This window comes from Coprococcus aceti (assembly GCF_025567285.1).
Classification (GTDB): Bacteria; Bacillota; Clostridia; order Lachnospirales; family Lachnospiraceae; genus Coprococcus; species Coprococcus aceti.
The window spans coordinates 82243-106965 of sequence record NZ_JAOQJT010000002.1 but is presented as its reverse complement, the minus strand read 5'-3'; the positions used below and the strand labels follow the sequence as shown (position 1 = coordinate 106965).

The 24723-nt window shown below is 43.5% G+C and carries 25 protein-coding genes; 4 read left to right on the top strand and 21 right to left on the bottom strand.

Annotation, left to right across the window (positions count from 1 at the left end):
* Positions 1–89: 89 nt before the first annotated feature.
* The 3 genes from OCV54_RS02915 to OCV54_RS02905 all read right to left on the bottom strand — a co-directional run bounded on the left by OCV54_RS02915 (position 90) and on the right by OCV54_RS02905 (position 3057).
* On the bottom strand, positions 90–2186 hold the full coding sequence (locus OCV54_RS02915; RefSeq protein WP_055144548.1) for a polyribonucleotide nucleotidyltransferase: 2097 nt from the start codon (positions 2184–2186) through the stop codon (positions 90–92).
* Between the two features lie 305 nt (positions 2187–2491).
* A complete protein-coding gene (gene rpsO / locus OCV54_RS02910; RefSeq protein WP_004851136.1) occupies positions 2492–2758 on the bottom strand; it encodes a 30S ribosomal protein S15 in 267 nt (88 codons plus the stop codon).
* A 128-nt stretch (positions 2759–2886) separates the two neighbouring features.
* The gene (locus OCV54_RS02905) at positions 2887–3057 is read right to left on the bottom strand and encodes a hypothetical protein (protein WP_055144551.1); all 171 of its coding nucleotides are present in this window, start codon (positions 3055–3057) and stop codon (positions 2887–2889) included.
* 294 nt (positions 3058–3351) lie between these two features.
* Between OCV54_RS02905 and aroC the strand changes: the two genes are divergently transcribed.
* The gene (gene aroC / locus OCV54_RS02900; protein WP_022216531.1) at positions 3352–4449 is read left to right on the top strand and encodes a chorismate synthase; all 1098 of its coding nucleotides are present in this window, start codon (positions 3352–3354) and stop codon (positions 4447–4449) included.
* 196 nt (positions 4450–4645) lie between these two features.
* On the opposite strand, the gene OCV54_RS02895 is transcribed toward aroC, so the two are convergent.
* From OCV54_RS02895 to recA, 6 genes are all read right to left on the bottom strand, one after another.
* Entirely contained in the window at positions 4646–5494 is an 849-nt protein-coding gene (locus OCV54_RS02895; RefSeq protein ID WP_055222574.1) for a formate/nitrite transporter family protein, read from the bottom strand.
* A 34-nt stretch (positions 5495–5528) separates the two neighbouring features.
* Positions 5529–6407, bottom strand: coding sequence for a site-specific tyrosine recombinase XerD (xerD, locus tag OCV54_RS02890; RefSeq protein ID WP_055222573.1), 879 nt, complete (start codon positions 6405–6407; stop codon positions 5529–5531).
* A 225-nt stretch (positions 6408–6632) separates the two neighbouring features.
* Entirely contained in the window at positions 6633–7187 is a 555-nt protein-coding gene (locus OCV54_RS02885; protein WP_055222571.1) for an NUDIX hydrolase, read from the bottom strand.
* A gap of 107 nt (positions 7188–7294) precedes the next feature.
* Positions 7295–8848, bottom strand: coding sequence for a ribonuclease Y (rny, locus tag OCV54_RS02880; RefSeq protein ID WP_022216535.1), 1554 nt, complete (start codon positions 8846–8848; stop codon positions 7295–7297).
* A 74-nt stretch (positions 8849–8922) separates the two neighbouring features.
* Positions 8923–9543 carry a regulatory protein RecX gene (locus OCV54_RS02875; protein ID WP_055222849.1) on the bottom strand — a complete coding sequence of 207 codons (621 nt, stop codon included), beginning with the start codon at positions 9541–9543 and terminating at the stop codon, positions 8923–8925.
* Positions 9536–10594, bottom strand: coding sequence for a recombinase RecA (gene recA, locus OCV54_RS02870; protein WP_022216537.1), 1059 nt, complete (start codon positions 10592–10594; stop codon positions 9536–9538). The genes OCV54_RS02875 and recA overlap by 8 nt, the downstream gene beginning before the upstream one ends.
* A 290-nt stretch (positions 10595–10884) precedes the next feature.
* On the opposite strand from recA, the gene OCV54_RS02865 reads away from it, so the two are divergent.
* Entirely contained in the window at positions 10885–12129 is a 1245-nt protein-coding gene (locus tag OCV54_RS02865; RefSeq protein WP_055222569.1) for a tRNA(Met) cytidine acetate ligase, read from the top strand.
* 63 nt (positions 12130–12192) lie between these two features.
* Here OCV54_RS02865 and OCV54_RS02860 read toward each other — a convergent pair whose 3' ends face one another.
* Positions 12193–12438 (bottom strand): hypothetical protein, encoded by a 246-nt coding sequence (locus OCV54_RS02860; protein ID WP_133302885.1) that lies wholly within the window; start codon positions 12436–12438, stop codon positions 12193–12195.
* A gap of 115 nt (positions 12439–12553) precedes the next feature.
* On the opposite strand from OCV54_RS02860, the gene OCV54_RS02855 reads away from it, so the two are divergent.
* On the top strand, positions 12554–13096 hold the full coding sequence (locus OCV54_RS02855) for a hypothetical protein (protein WP_156327894.1): 543 nt from the start codon (positions 12554–12556) through the stop codon (positions 13094–13096).
* 25 nt (positions 13097–13121) lie between these two features.
* Here the strand turns inward: OCV54_RS02855 and OCV54_RS02850 are convergent, their stop codons facing one another.
* From OCV54_RS02850 to OCV54_RS02820, 7 genes are all read right to left on the bottom strand, one after another.
* Entirely contained in the window at positions 13122–13868 is a 747-nt protein-coding gene (locus tag OCV54_RS02850) for a V-type ATP synthase subunit E family protein (RefSeq protein ID WP_022216540.1), read from the bottom strand.
* 46 nt (positions 13869–13914) lie between these two features.
* The gene (gene coaD / locus OCV54_RS02845) at positions 13915–14403 is read right to left on the bottom strand and encodes a pantetheine-phosphate adenylyltransferase (RefSeq protein WP_022216541.1); all 489 of its coding nucleotides are present in this window, start codon (positions 14401–14403) and stop codon (positions 13915–13917) included.
* Entirely contained in the window at positions 14396–14962 is a 567-nt protein-coding gene (rsmD, locus tag OCV54_RS02840) for a 16S rRNA (guanine(966)-N(2))-methyltransferase RsmD (protein WP_055144569.1), read from the bottom strand. The genes coaD and rsmD overlap by 8 nt, the downstream gene beginning before the upstream one ends.
* A 104-nt stretch (positions 14963–15066) precedes the next feature.
* Positions 15067–16659 (bottom strand): cellulase family glycosylhydrolase, encoded by a 1593-nt coding sequence (locus tag OCV54_RS02835; protein ID WP_055222565.1) that lies wholly within the window; start codon positions 16657–16659, stop codon positions 15067–15069.
* 20 nt (positions 16660–16679) lie between these two features.
* Entirely contained in the window at positions 16680–18716 is a 2037-nt protein-coding gene (gene recG, locus OCV54_RS02830; RefSeq protein ID WP_055222563.1) for an ATP-dependent DNA helicase RecG, read from the bottom strand.
* Between the two features lie 42 nt (positions 18717–18758).
* The gene (locus OCV54_RS02825) at positions 18759–20450 is read right to left on the bottom strand and encodes a DAK2 domain-containing protein (protein ID WP_055222561.1); all 1692 of its coding nucleotides are present in this window, start codon (positions 20448–20450) and stop codon (positions 18759–18761) included.
* An 18-nt stretch (positions 20451–20468) separates the two neighbouring features.
* Positions 20469–20828 carry an Asp23/Gls24 family envelope stress response protein gene (locus OCV54_RS02820; RefSeq protein WP_015534873.1) on the bottom strand — a complete coding sequence of 120 codons (360 nt, stop codon included), beginning with the start codon at positions 20826–20828 and terminating at the stop codon, positions 20469–20471.
* 224 nt (positions 20829–21052) lie between these two features.
* Between OCV54_RS02820 and rpmB the strand changes: the two genes are divergently transcribed.
* Positions 21053–21238, top strand: a complete 186-nt coding sequence (gene rpmB / locus OCV54_RS02815; RefSeq protein ID WP_015534872.1) for a 50S ribosomal protein L28 — start codon at positions 21053–21055, stop codon at positions 21236–21238.
* A gap of 320 nt (positions 21239–21558) precedes the next feature.
* Here rpmB and OCV54_RS02810 read toward each other — a convergent pair whose 3' ends face one another.
* Genes OCV54_RS02810 through OCV54_RS02795 form a run of 4 tightly spaced genes read right to left on the bottom strand, consistent with a single transcriptional unit; the run spans position 21559 to position 24681 of the window.
* On the bottom strand, positions 21559–21975 hold the full coding sequence (locus tag OCV54_RS02810) for a GerW family sporulation protein (RefSeq protein WP_015534871.1): 417 nt from the start codon (positions 21973–21975) through the stop codon (positions 21559–21561).
* A gap of 1 nt (position 21976) precedes the next feature.
* Positions 21977–22873 (bottom strand): DUF2953 domain-containing protein, encoded by an 897-nt coding sequence (locus OCV54_RS02805; RefSeq protein WP_055222559.1) that lies wholly within the window; start codon positions 22871–22873, stop codon positions 21977–21979.
* A gap of 32 nt (positions 22874–22905) precedes the next feature.
* Entirely contained in the window at positions 22906–23229 is a 324-nt protein-coding gene (locus OCV54_RS02800) for a hypothetical protein (protein ID WP_015534869.1), read from the bottom strand.
* A 24-nt stretch (positions 23230–23253) separates the two neighbouring features.
* The gene (locus OCV54_RS02795) at positions 23254–24681 is read right to left on the bottom strand and encodes a hypothetical protein (RefSeq protein WP_055222558.1); all 1428 of its coding nucleotides are present in this window, start codon (positions 24679–24681) and stop codon (positions 23254–23256) included.
* Positions 24682–24723 lie beyond the last annotated feature (42 nt).

Below are 24723 nucleotides of genomic sequence, written 5' to 3'. Positions count from 1 at the left end.
GGAACCGGCCATATGACAGACCGGCTTCGAGACATCAAATTTACCCTTATAAAAAATATCCTTATTATAGTTTAGCTCAGAACTGTTATTTACTGTACATCCTTGAGACTCAGGCTTATTCTTCCTGCTCTCTCGTCGATCTTGATGACCTTAACGTCAACCTCATCACCTACATTTACAACATCCTCAACCTTTGCAACTCTCTTGTCTGAAAGCTTTGAGATGTGGATGAGTCCATCCTTGTTAGGTGCAAGCGATACGATAGCTCCACAGTCGATAACTTTTACAACCTTACCATGGTAGTTCTTGCCAACCTCAAGAGGCTCTACGATCATGTTGATCATCTCGATAGCCTTGTCCATACCTGCCTGCTCTACGCCACAGATAGAGATTCTTCCCTCATCATCGATATCGATCTTAACACCTGTCTCCTCGATGATAGTGTTGATAGTCTTACCTCTCTGTCCGATAACCTCACCGATCTTCTCTGGATCGATCTTGATCTGCTTGATCTTTGGCGCGAACTCATTGACCGTTGGTCTTGGAGCTGCGATGGCCGGCTTCATACATGTCTCCATGATGAAGAGTCTTGCCTCACGTGTTCTTGCGATAGCCTCCTCAACGATAGGTCTTGTAAGTCCGTGAATCTTGATATCCATCTGGATAGCTGTGATACCCTCTTTTGTACCTGTTACCTTGAAGTCCATATCTCCGAAGAAGTCCTCAAGTCCCTGGATATCTGTGAGTACGATGTAATCGTCGTCTGTATCACCTGTTACAAGTCCGCATGAGATTCCGGCAACCATAGCCTTGATAGGAACACCGGCAGCCATGAGTGACATACATGATGAACATGTTGATGCCATTGATGTTGAACCATTTGACTCAAATGTCTCTGATACGGTTCTGATCGCATATGGGAACTCTTCCTCACTTGGAAGTACAGGAAGAAGTGCTCTCTCAGCAAGTGCACCGTGTCCAATCTCTCTACGTCCAGGTCCTCTTGAAACCTTTGTCTCTCCTACTGAGTATGAAGGGAAGTTGTAGTGGTGCATATATCTCTTGGATGTAACGTTCTCGTCAAGTCCGTCAACTCTCTGGATCTCAGAAAGTGGAGCAAGTGTACATACGTTACAGATCTGTGTCTGTCCTCTTGTAAACATAGCTGAGCCGTGGACTCTAGGAATGATGTCAACCTCAGCAGCAAGTGGTCTGATCTGGTTGATAGCTCGTCCATCAGGTCTCTTGTGATCCTTGAGGATCATCTTTCTTACTGTCTTCTTCTGATACTGGTATATAGCGTCTGGAAGGACTGCAAGCCACTCCTCGTTGTCTGCAAATGCCTCCTCAAGCTTCTCTGTGATCTGTCTGATGTTCTCCTCACGAACCTGCTTCTCGTCTGAGAATACAGCCTCCTCCATAGCCTCTGGAGGAACGATCTCCTTAATCGCTGCAAAGAGCTCCTCTGGAACTGCACAGCTTACATATGAATGCTTTGGCTTTCCAACCTCAGCTACTATCTCATTGATAAATGCGATGATGTCCTGGTTGATATCATGAGCCATGTAGATAGCTTCGATCATCTTAGCCTCAGGTACAATATTTGCACCGGCCTCGATCATGATAACCTTCTGTGATGTAGATGCAACTGTGAGCTTCAGATCACCCTCATCCCACTGCTTCTGTGTTGGGTTGATGATGAACTCTCCGTCGATGAGACCTACCTGTGTCATGGCACATGGTCCGTCAAATGGAACGTCTGATATACATGTTGCGATAGATGATCCGAGCATTGCAACCAGCTCCGGTCTGCACTCTGGATCTACTGACATAACAAGGTTGTTGAGTGTTACGTCATTTCTATAATCCTTAGGGAAAAGAGGTCTCATAGGTCTGTCGATTACTCGTGATGTGAGGACAGCGTTCTCTGATGCCTTACCCTCTCTCTTATTGAATCCTCCAGGTATCTTTCCTACTGAATATAACTTCTCCTCATACTCTACTGAAAGTGGGAAGAAATCAATTCCGTCTCTTGGCTTCTCTGAAGCTGTACATGTTGAAAGCACTGTTGTGTCACCGTACTTGATAAATGCAGCACCATTTGCCTGTGCAGCTACTCTGTTGATATCAACAGTGAGCATTCTGCCAGCGATCTCTTTCTGGTATCTCTTGAATTCCTTACTCATCTCAAAATCTCCTTGATTTAATATTTATTTGTATTGTGGAAGACGTCGAAACAACTATAAAAAACACCATGTCTTATAACCTTTTTGCCATCTTTCAGCGATGATCCATGATATTCTTTATAGAAGTCTCGATATGTCATTCCACAATCTTTTAAATTTTATCATACGAATATAAAAAATACAATATCCAAACACCTCTGTTTACACTATTTGATACCATAAAAATGTGTCCGGGCAAATAAAAAGGAATCATGCGTGTACACATGATTCCCATAATTGTTATTGTATTAAGGCTCGAATAGAAATTACTTTCTAAGTCCAAGGCTCTCGATGAGCTTTCTGTATGCCTCGATATCCTTGCTCTTGAGGTATGCAAGAAGGTTTCTTCTCTGACCAACCATCTTAAGAAGACCACGGTTTGAGTGATGATCCTTTGGATTAGCCTTGAAATGTCCGTTGAGATCGTTGATTCTTGCTGTAAGAAGTGCGATCTGAACCTCTGTTGAACCTGTGTCGTTTGCATCCTTGCCGTACTTAGCTACGATTTCCTGCTTCTGCTCTTTTGTTATCATAATAACAATCCTCCTATAAAATAATATACATGACTGACACCGGGCAAAAGGCCTAGAGGTGTCCTCAAACTAAGTGTCAGTTGACCTTGTGTAGGATAACATATGTGTCTGGTTTTGTAAAGAGGAAATTAATCCGCAATTTCATACTGCAAAAATGCATAGTGCAGCCTTGTTCCTTCCGCTATACTTTCCGGAAGCAGCGCCCTTGCAACGAGCTTTGTCTCACCGCCAAGATCATTCTCATCGACAAGATTTGCGTAATCTCCGTCTATCGATTTTACTATATAATATTTCTCCATTTTCTTGACCACCTTATGTCCGGCTGTGCTTTCAGCCGTGTCCTTTCGTTCTTTCATTTATTTCATAGATATTTTAATATATAACATATTTCATTACAACCCCGGCCGGTAATATTCGCGGTTTGACATTCGCCTTATACGCTTTCACACTTTACAGCATCCCAACTTATTTCTTGTTATCACAAACTTATCTATGCTATAATAGTGCGCGTGGACATTTGCGCTGCAGGATTCTGCAGTTCATTTGCCGAATAGAGAGCGGCAGGTTTCACCGCATTTGAAAGGAGATATATTATGGCAGGTTCCACCATAGGAAATAAATTTACCATCACCACATGGGGAGAATCCCACGGAAAGGCTCTGGGAGTTGTCGTTGACGGCTGCCCTGCCGGTCTTCCACTGTGTGAGGAAGATATACAGGTATTTCTGGATCGCAGAAAACCCGGATTTTCACAGTTCTCAACGCCTAGAAAGGAATCCGATACCATAGAGATACTGTCAGGAATTTTCGAGGGAAAGACAACCGGAACTCCTATATCCATGATGGTGAGAAATACATCCCAGCGCTCCGGGGATTACGGAGATATCGCCACATATTACAGACCAGGCCACGCAGATTATACATTTGATGAAAAATATGGCTTCAGGGATTACAGAGGCGGCGGCCGTTCATCAGGACGAGAGACCATCGGCAGAGTTGCAGCCGGTGCGATCGCCTCAAAGATACTGAAGGAACTCGGTATCACCATAACTACCTACGTATCTTCCATCGGTGATGTACATATAGACAGGAACAATTTTGACGCTGACTATATACTTAAGAACGACCTCAATATGCCGGACCCGGATGCCTACGAGAAGGCATCAATCCTTCTTCAAGACTGCATGGCAGAGAACGATTCCATAGGCTCTGGTGTTGAATGTATCGTGCATGGAATGCCGGCAGGTATCGGTGAACCGGTATTTGACAAACTGGATGCATGCCTCGCAAAGGCAGTTATGTCCATCGGAGCTGTGAAAGCTGTCGAGATTGGCGACGGCACCGAGGTATCCACTGCAAGAGGTTCATATAACAATGATGCATTTGTCATGAACGGTTATAACGTAGACAAGGAGACCAATCACGCCGGAGGTATTCTCGGCGGAATGAGCGATGGTTCAGACATAATCATCAAGGCGCATTTCAAGCCGACCCCATCCATCGCATCCACACAGAAAACCGTTAACAAGTCCAGGGATAACATAGAGGTCTCGATCAGAGGCCGCCACGATCCTATCATTGGGCCGAGAGCTGTTGTGGTCGTCGAGGCCATGACCGCCCTGACGATCCTTGATCTTATATTTGAGAATATGTCATCCAGAATGGACAAGATAATTGACTTTTATAAGTAATTGTCAAACAAACTGAAAATTGCGACAAACAATAATGCGATAAAATGTAAATAATAAAAAACAGATGTGATATGATCCAGGGGTGATTCCTCAAATCATGCCACATCTGTTTTTTATTTATCTATCTTATTTTTCATTCCATCATTTATTCAGTCCATCATTCTGACCTTGTTGCCTATAAGTCTGGCGCCAGATTCTACTCTTCCACCTTTTTAGGCTTGTTGATGATGTAAAGTCCAATTCCCACTATCAGACCACCGCCGATGATATTACCAAGCGTTACAGGGAGGAGATTTTTACTGAAGAAATGTCCCACTGTGAGCTGGTCACTTATCTGCTGTGCGGTATATCCATAGAGCTCGCATGCCTTGTCCACGTACTTGCTGTTTGATGCAGCCATCAGACCTGCAGGTATATAGTACATATTTGCAACGCAGTGCTCAAAACCTGACACGACGAATACCATTATCGGGAAGAAGCATGCAAACAGCTTTCCAATTATATCCTTAGCCGAAGATGACATGAGAACCGCGATGCACACGAGAACATTACACATTATTCCCGACATGAACGCATTGCAAAAATCAAGGCCTGTCTTACCCATAGCCACCTTGATGGTATAAGCGCCAAGGCCGCCTGCTGAATTATCAAACTGACCGCTTCCATATATAAGAGCTGCAGTCACAACTGATCCAAGCATATTGCTGAGATATACAATAACCCAGTTCTTGAGCATCTGCACAAGCTTTATCCTACCATCAATAACCGCTGTTATCATCATACAGTTTCCGGTAAACAGCTCTGCACCGATAATCGATAACATCATGAGTCCTACAGGGAATATGCATCCTGCAAGAGTCTTCGCAAGTCCGAAATTGTCCACCGTATGCACCGCAAGGTTTGATCCCTCAGCTCCTATCGCAATGAACATTCCTGCAAAGAATCCCATCATGATCATCTTGTACAGCTTGAGATTTGCCTTTCCAACAGCACCCTTGAGATTATTCTCAATGATCTGTGCCGGAACGTAGTAATTGTTTTCCATGATTTAATTGTCTCCTTAGTTTATAAGTTATTTGTTAGGCCCTCGGATATGCCTTTGCATATTCTTCCTTGAGCTTACTCTGCTTATTTGTAAGATATATCTGGGTTGTCGCAATATCCACATGTCCAAGCATCTCTTGAACAGACTTTATATCCGCTCCATTCCCCAACATATGTGAGGCAAATGAATGCCTTATCATATGAGGTGTTATATCCTTATCTATGCCGGCCTTAGCCGCATAATACTTTATTATCTTCCAGAATCCCTGTCTCGTCATAGGTGCACCCTTGCAGTTGAAGAACAGATAATCACTGCCTCCACTCATATCATCGCGCACCTCAGTAATATATCTGCTGAGGGCTCTCTGAGCAACCTCCGCAACCGGAACAGTCCTCACCCTGTCGCCGTCGTGGCACTCAATGAACCCAAGCTTTATGTTGACATCCGTGAGTTTCAATGTCACAAGCTCTGTAACACGTATTCCTGTAGCATACAACAGCTCCAGCATCGCCTTATCCCTGATCTCCTTTGGAGTCTTGTTGGTAGGCTGGTCGAGAAGCTTGTTCACCTCACTTATGGTAAGCGTCTCAGGAACCTTCTTCACGATCTTCGGAGGCTTGATATTCTCCGTTGGATCATCATTCACTATCCTCTCCCTCATGAGATAGGCATAGAATGACTTTATGGATGCAATGTTACGTGACACCGTAGCCATGGACATCCCCTGTTTCTCCATTCCCAACACATACGAAGTGATATAAGTTTCATTAATATCATCAATCCTCGTTATGCCCTTCTCGTCAAAATACCTGTAGAATTTTATCAGATCTCTCCGATATGATGCAACAGTATTCTCACTGGATTTTTTTACATTTCTTAAATAATCAACATATCTGTCTATGTATTGTTCCACTAATTTATCCCCTTAGTTATGTAGACTGAATTATATTATAAATACAAATGTAAATAAAATCAAACACTATTTTAACAAGTAAAATCAAGGCTTCACGGCATTTTTAATAAAAGTACAAAATGCGGTGCGCGATCAAATTATGTATACTAGATATTGACATAATTCTTTTCAAAAATATTTCACATTTTTTAATTCCGACAATGTTTCAGTTGAATTTTCTATGTTTCAAATTATGTGATTGCTTGTTTGGGAGCATTTCTTACCCCAATATGCGTAGATTGCAATTATTGTTTTGGAATCCACTATCCTGCCATCTCTTATCATATTGAGTGCATCATCAAGACCTATCTCCTCGGTCTCTATAAATTCATTCTCGTCCAATGCACATATTCCTCTGGTAAGTTCCCTGCCTATATACACGTAAGTCTGTTCATCACTTGTACCGATAGCCAGAACTGCTCTAGTCACATACTCCACAACCTTCGCGGTAAACCCTGTCTCTTCCCTGAGTTCTCTTCTGGCTGCATCTTCAGGAGACTCTCCCTCATCGATAAAACCAGCCGGAACCTCGTAGGTTATATCATCAATAGAATTCCTGTATTGCTTTATCAGTATGAGCGATCCATCGTCTTTCACCGGAAGAATGCACGCTCCCGGGTGATGCTTTATCAGATCATATACAACATCTCTGCCGTCAGGAAGTTCAAGATAGTCGTTATATACATCAAACACATGCGCTCTGTATGCCACTTCCGTCTTTATCCTCTTGAATTTTTCCATCTTTTAATCTCACCTCCCGTTTTATAGTTTATCATGCATAAGAATTGTAAACTGTATATGACAAATCATAAAAAGGGTTTGTAGATCATCTCTACAAACCCTAATTTTTATTTTGCGTAATCTGTCACGCGTGACTCTCTTATAATATTTACCTTAATCTGTCCAGGATACTCAAGCTCGTCTTCGATCTGCTTTGCAATATCTCTAGCCAGCAATACCATATCAGAATCGCTTACATGCTCAGGAACTACCATTACACGAATTTCTCTACCTGCCTGAATAGCAAATGTCTTATCTACGCCCTTATGAGAATTAGCAATATCCTCTAACTTCTTAAGTCTTGTAGTATAAGTCTCCAAGGTCTCTCTTCTTGCTCCCGGTCTTGCAGCAGAAATTGTATCTGCAGCCTGTACAAGAAGTGCTATCAATGACTCAGGCTCAACATCACCGTGATGTGATTCTACCGCATTGACAACAAGCGCTGACTCTTTGTACTTTCTACAAAGATCTGCACCGATCTGAACATGTGAACCCTCCATCTCATGATCAAGTGATTTACCTATATCATGGAGTAATCCAGCACGCTTTGCAACCTTGATATCGACACCTATCTCTCCGGCCAACAAACCACACAACTGAGCTACCTCAACAGAGTGCTTCAATGCGTTCTGTCCGTAGCTTGTTCTAAATTTCAACTTTCCAAGAAGTCTTACCAGCTCTGGATGGATTCCGTGAATTCCTACCTCAAGAGTAGCAGCTTCACCTTCCTCGCGCATCATGTTTTCAACTTCCTTCTGCGCTTTCTCAACCATCTCTTCGATTCTGGCTGGATGAATTCTACCATCCACGATGAGTTTCTCAAGTGCAATTCTTGCTACCTCACGTCTTACCGGATCAAAGCTTGATAAGATAACTGCCTCAGGAGTATCGTCTATGATAAGATCTACGCCTGTGAGAGTTTCAAGGGTACGAATATTTCTACCCTCTCTACCAATTATCCTACCCTTCATCTCGTCGTTAGGTAACTGAACTAATGAGATCGTTGTCTCTGAGATATGATCAACCGCACATCTCTGTATTGCATTGACAACATACTCCTTCGCCTTCTTGTTCGCTTCTTCTTTAGCTCTGGTTTCTAATTCCTTGACCATAACTGCTGTTTCATGCTTTACTTCATCTTCAACAGTCTTTAATAAGTATTCTTTTGCTTGTTCAGAGGTCAAACCTGAAATTCTTTCAAGTTCCTGTAAACGTTTCGCCTGTAACTCTTCAACCTTAGCCTTCTGCTTGTCCAGCGCGCTTTCCTTGTTAGCTAAACTAGCTTCCTTCTTCTCAACTGCCTCAGTCTTCTTATCAAGATTCTCTTCACGTGCAAGAATTCTCTTCTCCATACGTGAAAGTTCTCCACGTCTGTCCTTTACTTCCTTTTCAAGGTCATTACGTGTCTTAAGGGAATCTTCCTTTGCCTCAAGCAGTATCTCGCGCTTCTTAGCCTCGGCGGTCTTCTGAGCTTCGTCAATAATCTCTCTTGCCTGTGACTCTGCTCTTCCTATCTTGGTCTCTACTATGTTCTTGCGATATGCAATAGCGATAAACCATGTAGCAACAAGCAGTGCAACTACAACAACAGCGATTATTCCCCATACTATTGGTGAATTCACAGGAGCACCTCCTTATTAAGTTTTCATTGTACAAGAATACAACTATTTAAGTTTAATATTTTTAAGATGTTATGTCAAGTAATATCAGAGACAATATTTCGTATACACTCAGAAACCTTACGCCTGTCAAAACCCTTGCTGTACATGTATGCATAGACTTTATCACGCTTTTCAGTCAGTTCTTCCACAGTGTATTTTTTTTGTAAAATATATGTTATCCTGTCGCTTTCATCTGATATGTCTGAGTCTTCCACAGCCAGATCGATAATATCCTGGCCTATATGCTTTGCCTGCAATTCAAATCGTATGACACGAATGCCTTTTTTAGCGGAGTTTCTGCGTACATATCCACATGCATACCTGTAATCATCTATATATCCATACGACTTCAGTTTGTCGATGGTCTGATCCACGATCTCTTCGTCGTAATACAGATCCTTAAGCTTCTGCCTGATATCGTATTCACACTTGTCCGAAAACTTTATGGAGTTCACAGCCTTGTTCATGGCACGTTTGAACAGATAGTCCCGTCTGAATTCCTCAAGTTTACTCCATTCTATCTCACCGTCACAGGCAAGATGTAATCTTCGTATATCCGATGCATAGACCGATGAAAAAGGCTCATAGTCCACAAACAGACAAAACCTTTTATCATCGATCTTCCTGATATCAGTGACAGTTGCGATCCTACTCATCTGCTCCATCATCTACAGTGTTCTCGGCAGACTCTCCGGCAACACCAACCGCCTCTCTTACCTTCTGCTCTATCTCATCACAGATAGCTGTATTGTTCTCAAGATATGCCTTCGCATTCTCTCTTCCCTGACCTATCTTATTGCCGTTGTATGCGTACCATGCACCGGACTTATCCACTATGTCGTTCGCAACAGCAAGATCAAGAATATCTCCGACCTTAGATATACCCTTGCCGAACACGATATCGAACTCAGCCTCCTTGAATGGAGGAGCCACCTTGTTCTTAACTATCTTAACTCTTGTTCTGTTACCTACGATCTCACCGCCCTGTCTGAGCGTATCAATTCTTCTTACGTCAAGTCTTACGGAAGCATAGAACTTAAGTGCACGACCACCTGTTGTAACCTCAGGGTTACCGAACACAACTCCAACCTTCTCTCTGAGCTGATTGATAAATATGACAACACAGTTGGTCTTGCTGACAACAGCAGTGAGCTTTCTGAGCGCCTGTGACATAAGTCTGGCATGAAGTCCCATATGCGAATCGCCCATCTCTCCGTCTATCTCTGCCTTTGGTACAAGTGCAGCAACAGAGTCCACGATAACGACATCAACCGCTCCCGATCTGACCATGGTCTCTGTGATCTCAAGAGCCTGCTCTCCGCAGTCAGGCTGTGATATGTAAAGATTGTCTATATCTACACCTATGTTCTTGGCGTATGTCGGATCAAGCGCATGCTCGGCATCTATAAAGCCTGCGATTCCGCCTCTCTTCTGTATCTCAGCAACAATGTGAAGTGCTACCGTCGTCTTACCACTCGACTCAGGTCCGAACACCTCTATGATTCTTCCTCTAGGCACACCGCCAAGTCCAAGTGCTATATCAAGGCTGAGGGATCCTGTAGGGATCACATCTATATTCATATTCGCATTGGAATCGCCAAGCTTCATCACCGAACCCTTACCATACTGCTTCTCTATCTGTGCTATAGCGGCATCCAATGCCTTTCTCTTATCATCAATATTTACATTACCGGAATTATTCGCCATTATATTTTCCTCCTAAACATATGTTCGATTATCTTTTAATATACTATTAGATTATTGCCACTTTGTCAACCATAAATTGGCTGCCTTCACTTAATTAATCAATATCTGTCTGGTATGTGGGGATCATCGGCATCAGAACAATGCCGCATCTTGAATTTTTCACTTAACATCTTTATGTCCGTCATTATAACACACTTTACAGCCATTAATTATTAAGATAGAATAAACTTTACCGACAAAGGCATTATAAATCGTGACAGATTATAAAACACGCATTTCAAGGAGGAGCCATGAGCACAGTAGGCATAGTTTGCGAATACAATCCATTTCACAAGGGACACGAATATCAGATACAGCAGGCGAAGCTTCTAACTGGTGCCGAACATGTCATATGCTTTATGAGCGGCAATTTTCTTCAGAGAGGCGTTCCTGCCATAGCAGATAAGCACACAAGAACCGAGATTGCTTTGAGATGCGGTGTAGACGCTGTGTTCGAGATTCCATTTGTATACGCATCATCAAGTGCCAGAGACTATGCACATGCCGCAGTCTGCATGATGAACGCTCTTGATGGCATAGACTATATCTCATTCGGCGCAGAATGTGATGACATGGATCTTCTGCAAAAAATTGCCGAACTCACCGTCAATGAACCGCCACAGGTATCGGAATTCATAAAAAAATCCGTATCTTCGGGCATCTCATATGGATCAGCCAGAGCAGCCGCCATCTCCGAGTATCTGCAGAACCAGAACCTTATCGGTTATACCAGCGCTGATCTTGACCGTATCCTGGCAAGCCCGAACAACATTCTGGCCATAGAGTATATTGCTGCTCTTATACAGACAGACTCCAGGATCAAACCTGTCCCGATCAGAAGGATCTTATCAGAATACAACAGCACTGCCACCGACAACGACATCTGTTCGGCCTCAGCCATACGTGAGCTGCTCCGGTCAGGTGATGTTGAAAGCTTAAGGCGCCACATTCCTGACAGTTGCTACAACATCCTGCAAAACGCGTACAGAAAGTCATTTCCGATGTTCGACGACGACCTGTCTCATCTCCTGTCAGCACGAAGGATACTTGCTCCGTGCACGGATGACATCGTTGACATGGATAGAGATCTCTGCAACCGTCTCTCCAGGCTTGACACAAATCTATCCTTTACTGAGACCGCAACAGCACTTAAATGCAGGAATTATACTCTCACGCACATTCAGAGAGGTCTGCTGCACACCATCACAGACCTGAGATGTGATGACTATTCCCATTTTAAAGAAAACGGCTGGATAGCCTACATCAAGCTTCTTGGACTAAAAAAAGATGCAGGTGCCGTGATAAAAAGCATGAAAAAGGCTTCGCAGGTACCGATCATAACCCGTTCAGCCGAGATATACAAAAGTACAGATTCCACAGGTCTGTCCATGTTCTCATACGACATAAAAGCCACAGACATATACAGAAACATGGTATACAACAAATACAAAATCAGTATAAAGACCGATTTTGAACAACCTGTCATAGTTATATGACATATTCTTATTTATCATATTTGCTCTATAAAATGAATACAATTGGCATATGAAGAACGTATGTTATATAATTCTAACAGCTTCAATTATAATATTTGCATGTTTAAATTCAGACATCATCAGATCCGGATGCACCCAGGGGTTACAGCTATGGTACTCATCCATTGTACCTATCCTGCTCCCCTTTATGCTGCTGACCGGTGTTATAACCAGCTTTCTCAGATCGATACAGGTATCAAAATGCTGCGCATATGCGATCATCTTTATAATAGGCCTGCTATGCGGTTTTCCCACAGGCACGATCATCATAGCTTTCTTTTACCGAAAGAGGGTCATCTCTGAAAACGTATGTCAGAGCCTACTCCCGATGTGCAACAATATAAGTCCGATGTTTCTTTACAATTACATATACAGGGATCATTTGATGGAATATATATCGTTTGCACGGCTGATCGAGGCTGTATATCTTCCACAGATCATTTATACTGTAATAGCGCTTACTCTGTCATATATGTCATCCCACCGCTCCAGCACTTCCACGGAGCTGCTTACTGCCGCAACAGTCCAGGTATCATCAGACAACCAGAGCCCCAATTCAGGGAAGCCAGAAAATACGTATTCTGACATAATAAGCAGCTCGGTACACAATATAACTGTGATCGGTGTGTACATGGTCATATTTGCTATTGCAGGAAATCTTATGTGCAGCTACTTTTCAGGCGATGCATGCACCATAATATCCACATATCTGGAGATAGGCGGCGGTGTACCAGTATTATACAGCATGGATATTTCCACAAAAATAAAGACAGCCCTCATTCTCTCACTCACTGCCTTTGGAGGGCTATCCGCCTTGTTCCAAAGCCGTGATATGATAAGAATATCCGGGCTGTCTTTCATCAAATACACAACAGGGAAAATAGTATGTGCCTTCCTGTGTTTCATTTTCTATATGATGTGTCTGTAAATACATCCTGTATCATCTGGCGTGATTACTCGTCGAGGAACTCCTCATCATCCTCATCCTCGTCGTCATATTCATCATCGTAATCCTCGTCATCATAATCCTCATCGTCAGAGTCGTCTGATGAATACTCTGTCTTGCCGTATACATTGTAATCTGTGTTGTCATCATCAGCAAATGCTGAATCGTCAGCACTTGGCTGTACCTGCTCAGGAACACCGTTGATCTGAGCTATACTTGAATCAAGCTCTGCCATATTGTCTGTAACTCTTGCCGCATTGTCCTCAAGAGACTTAATGAGGTTCTCATAGTTCGCTCTCTCTGCCTGAAGTGTTGCATTTATATACTGGCTTATCTCTGTGAGCTTGTCCTTTGAATAGTACATGGAACCTGCTCTGACTTCCTTGGCATCCGCATTCGCCTCAGCGATGATCTGCTCAGCCTGGCTTCTCGCCATGTCTGTTATCTCATTCGCTCTGATGTTGGCAAGCTCAACTATCTGGCTCTGATCAACCAGTCTGTTTGCCTCTGCAACAGACTCTGTGATGATAGAATCAGCTCTGGCTCTTGCATCCGCAAGTATAGCCTCCTTGTTTCTCATGATCTTCTTACATCTCTCTATCTCATTAGGCAGCTTGAGCTTGAGTTCGCCCACCATCTGCTCCAGATCTTCCTTTGGCACAATAATCTTACTGGATGACAATGGCTGATACTTACAATTGTCAATAAATATCTCTATCTCACTGATCATCTCTTCAATACCTTTTCTTGCCATGTTTTTCTCCTCCTAATAATCTATCCAAAAATTCTTCCTTCGTCTGTCAATCTCTGTCTATCGAATATCGATCTCTCAATGTATCCCTGATCTCCTCCGGGATAAAATCATGTACATCCACACCAAAGCTCGCATATTCCTTGACTACGCTTGAGCTCAGGTACGAATACTCAATACTGGTCGCAAGAAAAACCGTGTCAATATCCGGGGCAACCTTCCTGTTGCTCTGGGCAATCTGTAATTCATACTCAAAATCCGACACAGCCCGAAGGCCTCTCACTATGACCTTCACGTCGTTCTGCCTTGCAAAATCCACCAGCAGTCCTCCAAAACCCATAACTTTCACGTTTGGGATATCTGAGACTACATTCTTTAACATATTAACACGTTCTTCCAAAGAAAACAATGGAGATTTTGCGGTATTATTGAGCACCCCGACTATCAGCTCATCAAACATTTCCGCAGATCTCTTAATTATATCCAAATGGCCAAGTGTCACCGGATCAAAACTTCCCGGATAAATAGCTCTACTCATCTTCCAGTCTCCTATATATAAATGTATGTTTATTGGTCTTATATTTCTTCGTCTTATAAAGCTCCAGTCCCAGATCATCAAGATAATCAAAATTCGTGTCAAGATCAGACTCCACAATGACCATTGTGTCATCATCCATCAGAGGTGAACCTGCAAGTCTTTCAAGCACAGCCTTTTCCAGAAGCTTTCCATATGGCGGATCCATAAATATTACGTCAAATGCTTGTCCCTGTCTCTCCAGCATCCCCACTGCCTGAACTGCATCCGCTGACAAGACCTGTGCCCTGTCGGCAAGCTTCGTAAACGCAAGGTTTTTATTGATACACTCCACTGCTTTTCTGCTGTTCTCGACAAATACCGCCATGGCTGCCCCACGGCTGAGCGCCTCTATTCCAATAGCTCCGCTTCCGCTGAACACGTCAAGGAACCGGCATCCCGGAATATCATTTGAGAGCATATTAAATAAGGTTTCTTTTATCCTGTCCGTTGTCGGTCTGGTGTCCATCGAATCAATCGTCACCAGCTTCAGACTTCTTGCACTGCCGGCAATAACCCTCATATTCTTCTCCTATCTATATGTACTGTATATCATAAACTTTTCCTGCCAGACATTCTTATACCATGCCTTTTGCCAAATTACAAGAAAAGCTTCCAATCTTCACACTACTTTCCCATTATTCTGTCTCTCACGTATTTTCCGGTGTCAGACAGATCTCCATCGGATAAGCTGCCCGTGGCTGTTGAATCGGACTTTATAAGTGCCGATGTCTCATTCTTGTTACACAGACTCCATGATGAATAGCTGAGATTATTCTCGTTTATAAGCTTGAACCACTCGTCAGATGAATCGTAATCAATACCTCCATTGCCCGATGCATCGCACAGGCTGAACTCACTCACAAATACAGGAAGTCCGTTGTCCAGAGCCGTCTTAACCTTATTTCTCAGGTCATCCTTGTGGGTAGCCGCATAAAAATGCACTGCGTACATGATGTTGTCATAACCGGTTATCGGATCCTGTGACGCAATATCGACATCCTGGCTCCAGTTTGGAGTTCCCACGATTATCAGAGCATCTTTGTCGTTTGCCCTGATGACCGGTATTATGGTCTCGGCATACGACTTGACACTGCTCCACTGGGTTCCACCATTCGGCTCGTTGCAGATCTCATATATGACATTTTCCTGTGCCGCATATTTCTTAGATACCTTGTCAAAGAATTCTTTTGCATCATCTATATGATTATTCGGATCACTATCGCTTAGTATGTGCCAGTCAACTATGACATACATGCCAAGCTCAGTCGCTGCACTAACTCCTTTGTCGACAAGAGCAAGTATCTCGTCCTTATCTCCGCCACTGCAGTATCCGTAGCTGTCTCCTGTATCCGTATACATCGCAAGTCTTATAAGATTTGCACCCCAGTCATCCCGCAGAGTCTCAAAGGCTTCCTTATTCACATAATCAGGGAACCATGTGATTCCATGGGTGCTGACACCCTTAAGCTGATATTTGTCTCCATTCATGTCCACTATATCCGTTCCTTTTACCGAAAGTTTTCCATGTGTTTCAAATGGGATCTCTCCCGGAACATTTGTATTGTTTTTCTTCTCAGTGGCAGCGGATTCTGTATTTTTCCCGCCTCCGCTTGTTTCATTGCTGTCGGTCTTCTCAGGCGCTGAAGCTACCATCTTAAGACCATCTCCGCTGTACTGTGTGTCATTTACATACAGCACGTATTTCTCAACGACGATGTCATCTGAAGAGAAATTATATCCGAGGTTGATACTGCCCTTAGCCGGTATCTCCTGGGTGTAATCCACGGCCTTTATTGACACTGTTTTGCCTGATATCTTGTACTCTCCGCCCCATATCTGATCTACAGCCGGAGTTCCCTTATATGTAATCTCAAGCTTCCAATCCTTTGCAGACGCAGATGTGTTGTTATATATGTTGATGCTCTCTGTAGCACACTTTTTGCCATCTGCCTCCCACGTTGTATCATGTCCTATCTCAGCATAGAAATCGCCTGCAATATCCAAGGATTGGTCATCCTGTTTTTCTGACGACTCAGTTGTATCGCCTGTATTGTCAACACTTTTCACTTCTTCTGTGCCTGCAGAAGTCTCCTGCAGCGTTTCTTTCTTAACGGAATCACCTTTCTTTCCCGAAGCGATCACATATCCCATAACCGCTATAATTATCAGCAAAATGCCAATAATTATTCCCATAACTATCGTTTTCTTATTTTTCATGGTATACCCCCTTTTTTTATTTATAATACAGGCATAGTGTACAGCCTGTCATCCCCTTTATTTATCAGTTTCGCATCTATCTCCTGTCCATAGCGGTCGTATACGTCCTGCGCCGCCCTAAGCATGTCAGCATGATTGTATATATCCCCAACCTTGAACATCAGCTCCCCGCTCTGTCTTATTCCAAAGAAATCGCCCGGGCCCCTCATCTTGAGATCCTCACCGGCTATATAGAAGCCGTCATTTGACTTCTCCAGAACATTCAGTCTCTCCATAGTATCCTTGTCCTTTTTTCCGCTCATGAAAATGCAGTACGACTGGAGATTTCCTCTTCCTACACGTCCCCTGAGCTGATGGAGCTGCGCAAGGCCAAAACGCTCTGCATTCTCCACCATCATAACTGTGGCATTTGGATTGTTTATTCCAACCTCTATGACCGTAGTTGAGACAAGAATGCTTATCTTACCATCTGCAAAATCCTGGAGTATCCTGTTCTTTTCCTCCGCCTTCATCTTACCGTGCAAACATACCACCGAAGTGTCAGCGCCATATCCATCCCTGATGGACTTCTTCAGCTCCTCCGTATACTCGGTCACATTTGCAACATCGTCCAGAACTTCGCTGGCCTCCACCATCGGGCAGACTATATATATCTGATGCCCCTGTGAGACCTCCTTCATGATAAAGCCGAGAGCCGTCTTCCTGTAGCTCTCATCCACAACGCAGTTCTTGATCGGGATTCTTCCTGCCGGGAGCTCATCTATAACTGAAATGTCAAGATCGCCATACATGATGATCGCAAGGGTTCTCGGAATAGGTGTGGCACTCATAACAAGCGTGTGCGGAGCTTCTCCCTTTGACGCAAGTCTCTCGCGCTGCTTTACACCAAATCTGTGCTGCTCATCAGTTACAACGAGCGCCAGTCTTCCATACTCCACCTTGTCCTGTATGAGGGCATGTGTTCCGACCACAACCTGCACATCCATATTCTTGATACGGCTGTACATCTCTCTTTTCTCTTTCGCTGTCATGGAACCCGTCAGAAGTCCCACAGATATTCCGTATGGCTCAAACAGTGAACTGAGCTCCTTGTAATGCTGAACCGCCAGAACCTCAGTCGGTGCCATGATCACTCCCTGATAGCCACTTGCAGCCACTGCGTATAATCCGGCTGCTGCAACTATGGTTTTTCCTGATCCGACATCCCCCTGAACCAGCCTGTTCATGACATGTTCAGAGCGCATATCGTCAAGCATATCACGCACCGCATTCATCTGTGCCCCGGTAAGCTTGAACCTCAAGTTCTCAATAAACGTCCTGACCTCCTCATCACAGTTTATTATACATGTATTTTCTGCATACACATTGTCGTCTTTTATCCTGTGAAGGTTTGATATAAAGCTGTAAAATTCATCAAATGCCATCCTCTTCACAGCCCCCTTGAGCTTCTGCTCATCCTGAGGAAAATGAATCGAGTGGATAGCCTTTTGTATACCCATAATATGGTACTCATCAAGCACATTGTCATGCAGGTAATCCTCAAGCCTGTCTATGACTTCCTCTGCGCCTCTCACAGCCTTCTGTATGGTCTTCGAGGTTATACCGGGCGTTACCGTGTACACCGGCTGCCAAACATGCGTAAGTTCGCCGTATTTATCATCAGTGTAGTATTCCGGCTGCGTCATGGTCATCATACCGCCCTTATAAGCCACATTTCCTACAAACACAAACTCCTGACCTATATGAAAGAAATTACGCAAAAAAGGACAATTAAACCAGGTAAGTTTAATTGTCCCAGAGAAATCCTTTGCGTACAATATTACTATGGTCAGTCCATGTACTTTTCTGATCTCCGCACGGCTGTTCACAACAGCCCTCACGGACTGCCTGCTTCCCGCCTGCAGATCTGATATATCCACCGGATCCTCATAGGTGACATATGTCCTGGGGTAATTGAGAAGCAGATCGTTCACCGTCTCTATCCCAAGCCGGGCAAATGCCGACGCAGTCTTGTCACCTATGCCTTTTATTGTCTTTATGGAGTCATTCAATTCCATACATACACCTCTTCACAACGGATCTCACAGATACACAGAAAGTTATTCCACAGATACTATATAATAGTATATCGGCTGTCCGCCATAGTAGCACTGCACATCAACGTCCGGATATGCCTCCTCCACTCTGCCAGCAAGCTTCTGCGCATCCTCCTCAGACACATCAGCACCATTATATATGCTTATAACCTCTGAATCCTCATCGACCGCATCTGCGATCAGTTCAAATGTTACATTCTCTATATCATTTCCAACACTGACAAGCCCCTTATCGCCGATACCCATGATATCGCCCTCCTTGATGGCCTTTCCATCGATCGAGGTATCTCTTACGGAATAAGTTACCTGTCCGCTTTTGACATTCTTGACAGCCGACTTCATGGCAGATCTGTTCTCGTCCACATCGACTGTACTGTCGAATGCGATCATGGCGCTTATGCCCTGAGGAGCATTCGCGGTTGGAATCACAATTATATTCTTATCTTCACACAGAGTTGCCGCCTGATTAGCCGCAAGAACAACATTCTTATTGTTCGGGAGTATAAATATATTCTCGGCATTCACATCATCGATCGCATTGAGCATATCCTCAGTGCTTGGATTCATGGTCTGTCCGCCTTCTATAACACGGTCTGCTCCAAGCTCTTCAAAAAGAGTCTTGAGACCATCACCCATGGATACCGTAATAAATCCATACTTCTTACGAGGCTCCTTATGCTCCTGCTTTCTGTGCTGTCTCTCTTCCTCCTGCTTCTCGGCCTCATCGCGCTCTGCCTGACCAATAACACGCTCATGATGCTCTATCCTCATGTTGTCTATCTTCATATTAGTAAGGTATCCAAGTGTAAGACCCTTTTCAAATGCCTGACCAGGATGATTGGTATGCACATGTATCTTAACTATATCATCAAGAGATACACATACTATCGAATCACCTATAGACTCGAGGAAGCTCTTCAGATCATCCTCCTCAGCCTCGCCATATGGCTTCTCAAGATTGATAATAAACTCTGTACAATATCCAAACTTTATATCCGCTGTGGACAAGGAATCGTTGCCTGCGCCTGTGGATGTTCTTGCCACATTCACTGTTCCTGTGTTCTTGCTGAGTTCAACTGTAACTCTGCCCATGAGACAGTCGACAGCACCCTTGAGCACCACCATGAGTCCCTGTCCACCTGAATCGACCACGCCGGCTTCCTTCAGAACCGGAAGCATCTCAGGAGTGGAATCAAGAACGGCATCTCCATATTCAATAACCTCGTCGCAGAACTGTGCAAGGGACATATCTGCATCAGCACACTCCCTTGCCTTGGACGCCACGCCCTTGGCAACTGTGAGAATCGTTCCCTCCTTAGGCTTCATGACAGCCTTATATGCAGTCTCCACAGCCTTTTGAAAAGCGTCTGCTATAACGTGAACATCTATGGTCCTTGCGTCCTGCACTTTCTTGCTGAAGCCTCTCAAAAGCTGTGACAAAATTACACCTGAGTTACCTCTGGCGCCTCTGAGCGAACCTGTGGACATGGCCTTTGCTATGGACTTCATATCATCAGGTGCCGCCTCAACCTCCTTCACTGCAGACAGGATTGTCAGCGTCATATTAGTTCCTGTATCTCCGTCAGGCACAGGGAACACATTAAGTTCATTGATATATTCCTTGTTCTTATCAAGATTATTGGCACCGGCAATAAATGCTTTCTTCAGTGCAAGCGCATCAATCGTATTACTCACTTTACTCTATCCTCCAAACTAATCAAGTACTTTAACATCTTCAACATAGACATTGATATGGCTGACCTTAAACGACGTAAAATCCTCTACCTTGTACTTTACCGACTGCATAAGATTGTCTGTGACAGCCTTTATACTAACGCCATAAGCAACAACTATGTGCAGCTCAATGACTATATCACCATTCTCATCAAAACGTACATTTACACCCTTAGAAACATTGTCTCTGCGGAGCTGCTTTACAATTCCGTCCTTGACACTGACTATTCCCATTCCTACTATTCCAAAACAGTCAAGGGCTGTAAGTCCTGCAACCTGTGCAACAACACTCTCATCTATACTTACTTTACCGTTATCGCTATTAATATATTCCTTCATACACGACTCCTTTCTAACAAAGTCACCAGTGTTCATCATATCTACCGACTTATAAACACAATTACTCATCAATTATAGCATAAATCTAATTTTATTCTATAGTATTTCTTCATTTCCAATAAAAAATAAATATTTTGCTTGCATATGGAAAAATAATCTGCTATTATATGTCTTGTTGTGAACTTAGGAAGAAAGTTAGTTTATTCATTGAAGGAGGTGCTATTATGGCAAAATGTTCAATTTGTGATAAAGGTGCTCATTTCGGTATCAAAGTGAGCCACTCTCATAGAAGAGCAAACAAGATGTGGAAGTCAAATGTTAAGTCTGTTAAGGCTGTAGTTGATGGTACACCAAAGAAGATCTATGTTTGTACATCTTGCTTAAGATCTGGTAAGGTCGAGCGTGCATAATATTTGCATAATATCACCGATTCAGTTCTGGTATAAATAAGAGTGATGATCCTCAAGGATCATCACTCTTATTTTTTTATCTGCAGGAGAATATATAAGATAACAGCAATAATATAACGATTATGAGAAATTCCACAAATCCACTTATGAAATATCCTATAACCACTCCCACCGCTGTGAAAAAAAACGCAAATCCTGTGAATTTTTTCCAGATAAAAAATCACCACCATAATGATTTATTATCATTATATGTGGTGACTTTTTAATAATGCATTTCCCAACGCACTGAATCTTACTTATATTATATATTCTGATATTTATTATTCTGTGACAGATTCCTCTGACTGTGCGACATCATTTATCGCCTTGTCAACATTCTTCTCTTCCTCTGTCTTGTCCTTCTTGAACAGACCCACGATCTTATCTACGACCTCTGGGGCCATGTCTATGATCTTTGTTACGGCATCCTGGTTCTTGAGATTTACAAGTCTCGTATTTCCTCCTGAGACGACAAGAACAGCAGACGGGCTCATCTTTGCTCCGATTCCTCCGGCAGCTTTGTTGCCGTCCTGCTTATTGAACGCTCCGGCAGCCATACCAAAATTGACATCTACAAGAGGAATAATGATCGTGTCACCGACATACACAGGCTCTCCCACCACCGATTTCGATGATATAAAGCCATCCATTCCCTTAAACATAGAACCAAGTGTTCCCTCAATATTCATATTTGCCATATCAATTTCCTCCTGATATCTTTTTTAATCGAGCAATAGTTATCTTGACATTCTTGTTCCAGATCACCTTCAGCACGCTCCAGCCGATTGTTCCAAGTCTTATCCTGCCCTTCATGAACAGGTCTCCTTCCAGCCGGGCTTCAGAGAAATCCGGTGTTATATCTATATTATCATAGTATAGTGGGAAAAGCAGGCTCATATACCCCAGGCGCTCACCTGTTGTTGCCGGGTCATCCGCACCATATATGATCTGCCCCTTAAGCTTTGTGGGCTTAAGATGCTTTAACACCTTTATCAGTTCAACCTTGAAAACTCTCATGGCTTCCTTTGTTCTGACATTGTGTACAAGCTTAGTATAGCCATCTTTTTTCTTTTTCAGACTGGCAAACTTCTCTGACAGATCTTTGAACTTCGATACAACCGTCTTTGCCATACTGTCTATCCTTCTGCCCAGCCTGATGAGCGGCCCCAGTACGGGCTCCTCAAATTCGCTGTCCTCAAGAAGAAACTGCCTGTCCTCCGGCTCCACCGATGGATAGTCTTCATATCCCGGACTGTCAGAAGCTTCTTCCTCTGTCTCAGCCCGACTGTATTCCCCGGGTTCAGAATATACCTCTTCTTCCGGCTCCGGTATGGCACTTTTTTCGCTGCCCATGATGGTTCCGCCAAACAGCCTCAGCCTGTACCGAAGGCCGTCCGAATCATACAAAACCTTAAAACACAGGACAAAACCAAGCCATCTGGCAGAGAACTTCGCAAATATGTCATCATCCTTCTTCACATACGCCCTGTATCTCACCGGCGCAAACAATACGAGAAGTGCAAGAAGCACTACCAGTCCCACCAGCGACAGGATAACTATGAGCAGTATCTTCAATATCAACCAAACAATATGCATGCTCCATCCCCTTAGACCCAGAGACTATCTGGTCACGATGCAAAAAATCTCTCCACATCAACATCCCCGGTCTTCTTATATATATCATCTATTATATCCCTGACAAGCAGTACAGCCTGGAATCTGCTTGGAGCTGCACCGACAATATGTATAGCATCGCCCATGTCAGTGTAGATCTTCTGCCTGAGTTCATTCAACTCATATATCTCCAGAATCCCATCTCCAAACAACGGAAGTGTGATAACGAACACTCCAGGCACATATTTTACTCTATGGAAGCGCCTTATTCCTCTGACCATCCTTATGATCTGCCGGTCCCGGGCTCCACCAACATAAAACTTATCATCAATGACCATATTCAATCACCTGTAATAAACAGTTTATTCTTCCATCATCTGCTTTATAACAATATAGTCCGCAAGAAGTTCACTCTTTTCCCTGCATCTCGAAAGAGATCCGTTTACATATTCCCTGATCTCATCAGTGGTGTTGAAGAAAACAGGTATGTTGGAGAGTATCTTTGCCATGATGGCTCTGTTGACTGTCATTGAGTTGGCCGCAAACAGATCTGCAAACTCATTTGTCAGCTTCTCCTTACATGCAGCTATATAATCAGTATCCACATTGAGTACGCCCATCACAGCTATATTGTCTATATCCACAAACATACTTCCCGAGAGAAGCTTATCCATGATCTCCAGATCTCTGTATGTATCCTGAAGCTCATTTGCGGCAATATCATCGGTGTAACCGGTTGAGATGTCGTACACAGCGGACTCAAGCATTACCTTATGCTCTCCTGCCAGCTCCTGTTCTCCGACGATATCGTCAAGGAGTGCATATACAGCCTCAAGATGCTCTCCGTCGTCAGCGACAGCCTTCTCTATGACAGTCATCGCTTTCTTACAGCTCTCAGATACGCCTTCCTTTGAATCCAGCGCAAGCATCATAACATAGAGATCGTTTACAAGCTCTATGATGAGCATATATTCAGTCACAACCGAATTCAGGAATGCTGCACTTCTGTCCAGCACATCAGTGAGCTTTCTGTAACCATCGTAATCAAGAGCAGTGTAATCACCGGCCTTTAAGACCTCAAGCGCCTCATGTAGTTCAGGGTACTCTGTCTCAAATCCCTCTGGAAGTCTTATGAGAGCAGTATTCTCGATCATCTCAATAAACTGGTCAAGAGACTCCTTCTCCACTCCATTATATATATCAAGCGTTTCTCCCAGAATGTCATAGAATCTGTTCTTTGTCATACGTATCGGGAGCTGTCCTATGATGGACTGCAGTTTGGAGTTAATGGCAACCTTGTCCTGATCTGCGAACACAAATCTGTATATCTCTTCTGCAAAGTCACTGACGCCCGCCTCATCGAGCTCCTTAAGCTCCTTCTGTATCTCCTCGTCAACATTCTCCGGATAACTGTATTCTTTCCTGTTTAAAATATACTCATACATCTCAAATGCATCCGTGTATGATGTGAGCACCTTCATCTTGGCTGTTATGGTGTTCCTGACATCCGAGATAAGCTTCATGTCAGCATCCTCGCACACCGTCTTATCTCCCACAACAAAGTCGCCTATCAGCTTGTCGATCACAGCCTGGCACTGAGCGATATATGGATCATCAGGGACATCCCCATCCATATGCATGTCCTTGAGTGTCAGGTAATTCAAGGTGAATTTGTGGCATGCATATTCATAATTTGCTTTCGATGCCACCCCTGCAAACAGTGCAAGATTCCTGTCCAGATCCTTCTTTCTCTGTATATCGGTTATAAGCTTCTTCTCTTCATTATACATAATAAACTTCCTCTTTTATCTTCTTTATAAATCTTTGATCAT

Excerpts from the sequence above, each read along its gene's own strand:
- OCV54_RS02915 (WP_055144548.1), bottom strand. The coding sequence starts at position 2,186 with ATGAGTAAGGAATTCAAGAGATACCAGAAAGAGATCGCTGGCAGAATG.
- rpsO (WP_004851136.1), bottom strand. The coding sequence starts at position 2,758 with ATGATAACAAAAGAGCAGAAGCAGGAAATCGTAGCTAAGTACGGCAAG.
- OCV54_RS02905 (WP_055144551.1), bottom strand. The coding sequence starts at position 3,057 with ATGGAGAAATATTATATAGTAAAATCGATAGACGGAGATTACGCAAAT.
- aroC (WP_022216531.1), top strand. The coding sequence starts at position 3,352 with ATGGCAGGTTCCACCATAGGAAATAAATTTACCATCACCACATGGGGA.
- OCV54_RS02895 (WP_055222574.1), bottom strand. The coding sequence starts at position 5,494 with ATGGAAAACAATTACTACGTTCCGGCACAGATCATTGAGAATAATCTC.
- OCV54_RS02885 (WP_055222571.1), bottom strand. The coding sequence starts at position 7,187 with ATGGAAAAATTCAAGAGGATAAAGACGGAAGTGGCATACAGAGCGCAT.
- OCV54_RS02875 (WP_055222849.1), bottom strand. The coding sequence starts at position 9,543 with ATGAGTAGGATCGCAACTGTCACTGATATCAGGAAGATCGATGATAAA.
- recA (WP_022216537.1), bottom strand. The coding sequence starts at position 10,594 with ATGGCGAATAATTCCGGTAATGTAAATATTGATGATAAGAGAAAGGCA.
- OCV54_RS02865 (WP_055222569.1), top strand. The coding sequence starts at position 10,885 with ATGAGCACAGTAGGCATAGTTTGCGAATACAATCCATTTCACAAGGGA.
- OCV54_RS02860 (WP_133302885.1), bottom strand. The coding sequence starts at position 12,438 with ATGATGATCGTGCCTGTGGGAAAACCGCATAGCAGGCCTATTATAAAG.
- OCV54_RS02855 (WP_156327894.1), top strand. The coding sequence starts at position 12,554 with ATGGAATATATATCGTTTGCACGGCTGATCGAGGCTGTATATCTTCCA.
- OCV54_RS02850 (WP_022216540.1), bottom strand. The coding sequence starts at position 13,868 with ATGGCAAGAAAAGGTATTGAAGAGATGATCAGTGAGATAGAGATATTT.
- coaD (WP_022216541.1), bottom strand. The coding sequence starts at position 14,403 with ATGAGTAGAGCTATTTATCCGGGAAGTTTTGATCCGGTGACACTTGGC.
- rsmD (WP_055144569.1), bottom strand. The coding sequence starts at position 14,962 with ATGAGGGTTATTGCCGGCAGTGCAAGAAGTCTGAAGCTGGTGACGATT.
- OCV54_RS02835 (WP_055222565.1), bottom strand. The coding sequence starts at position 16,659 with ATGAAAAATAAGAAAACGATAGTTATGGGAATAATTATTGGCATTTTG.
- recG (WP_055222563.1), bottom strand. The coding sequence starts at position 18,716 with ATGGAATTGAATGACTCCATAAAGACAATAAAAGGCATAGGTGACAAG.
- OCV54_RS02820 (WP_015534873.1), bottom strand. The coding sequence starts at position 20,828 with ATGAAGGAATATATTAATAGCGATAACGGTAAAGTAAGTATAGATGAG.
- rpmB (WP_015534872.1), top strand. The coding sequence starts at position 21,053 with ATGGCAAAATGTTCAATTTGTGATAAAGGTGCTCATTTCGGTATCAAA.
- OCV54_RS02810 (WP_015534871.1), bottom strand. The coding sequence starts at position 21,975 with ATGGCAAATATGAATATTGAGGGAACACTTGGTTCTATGTTTAAGGGA.
- OCV54_RS02805 (WP_055222559.1), bottom strand. The coding sequence starts at position 22,873 with ATGCATATTGTTTGGTTGATATTGAAGATACTGCTCATAGTTATCCTG.
- OCV54_RS02800 (WP_015534869.1), bottom strand. The coding sequence starts at position 23,229 with ATGGTCATTGATGATAAGTTTTATGTTGGTGGAGCCCGGGACCGGCAG.
- OCV54_RS02795 (WP_055222558.1), bottom strand. The coding sequence starts at position 24,681 with ATGTATAATGAAGAGAAGAAGCTTATAACCGATATACAGAGAAAGAAG.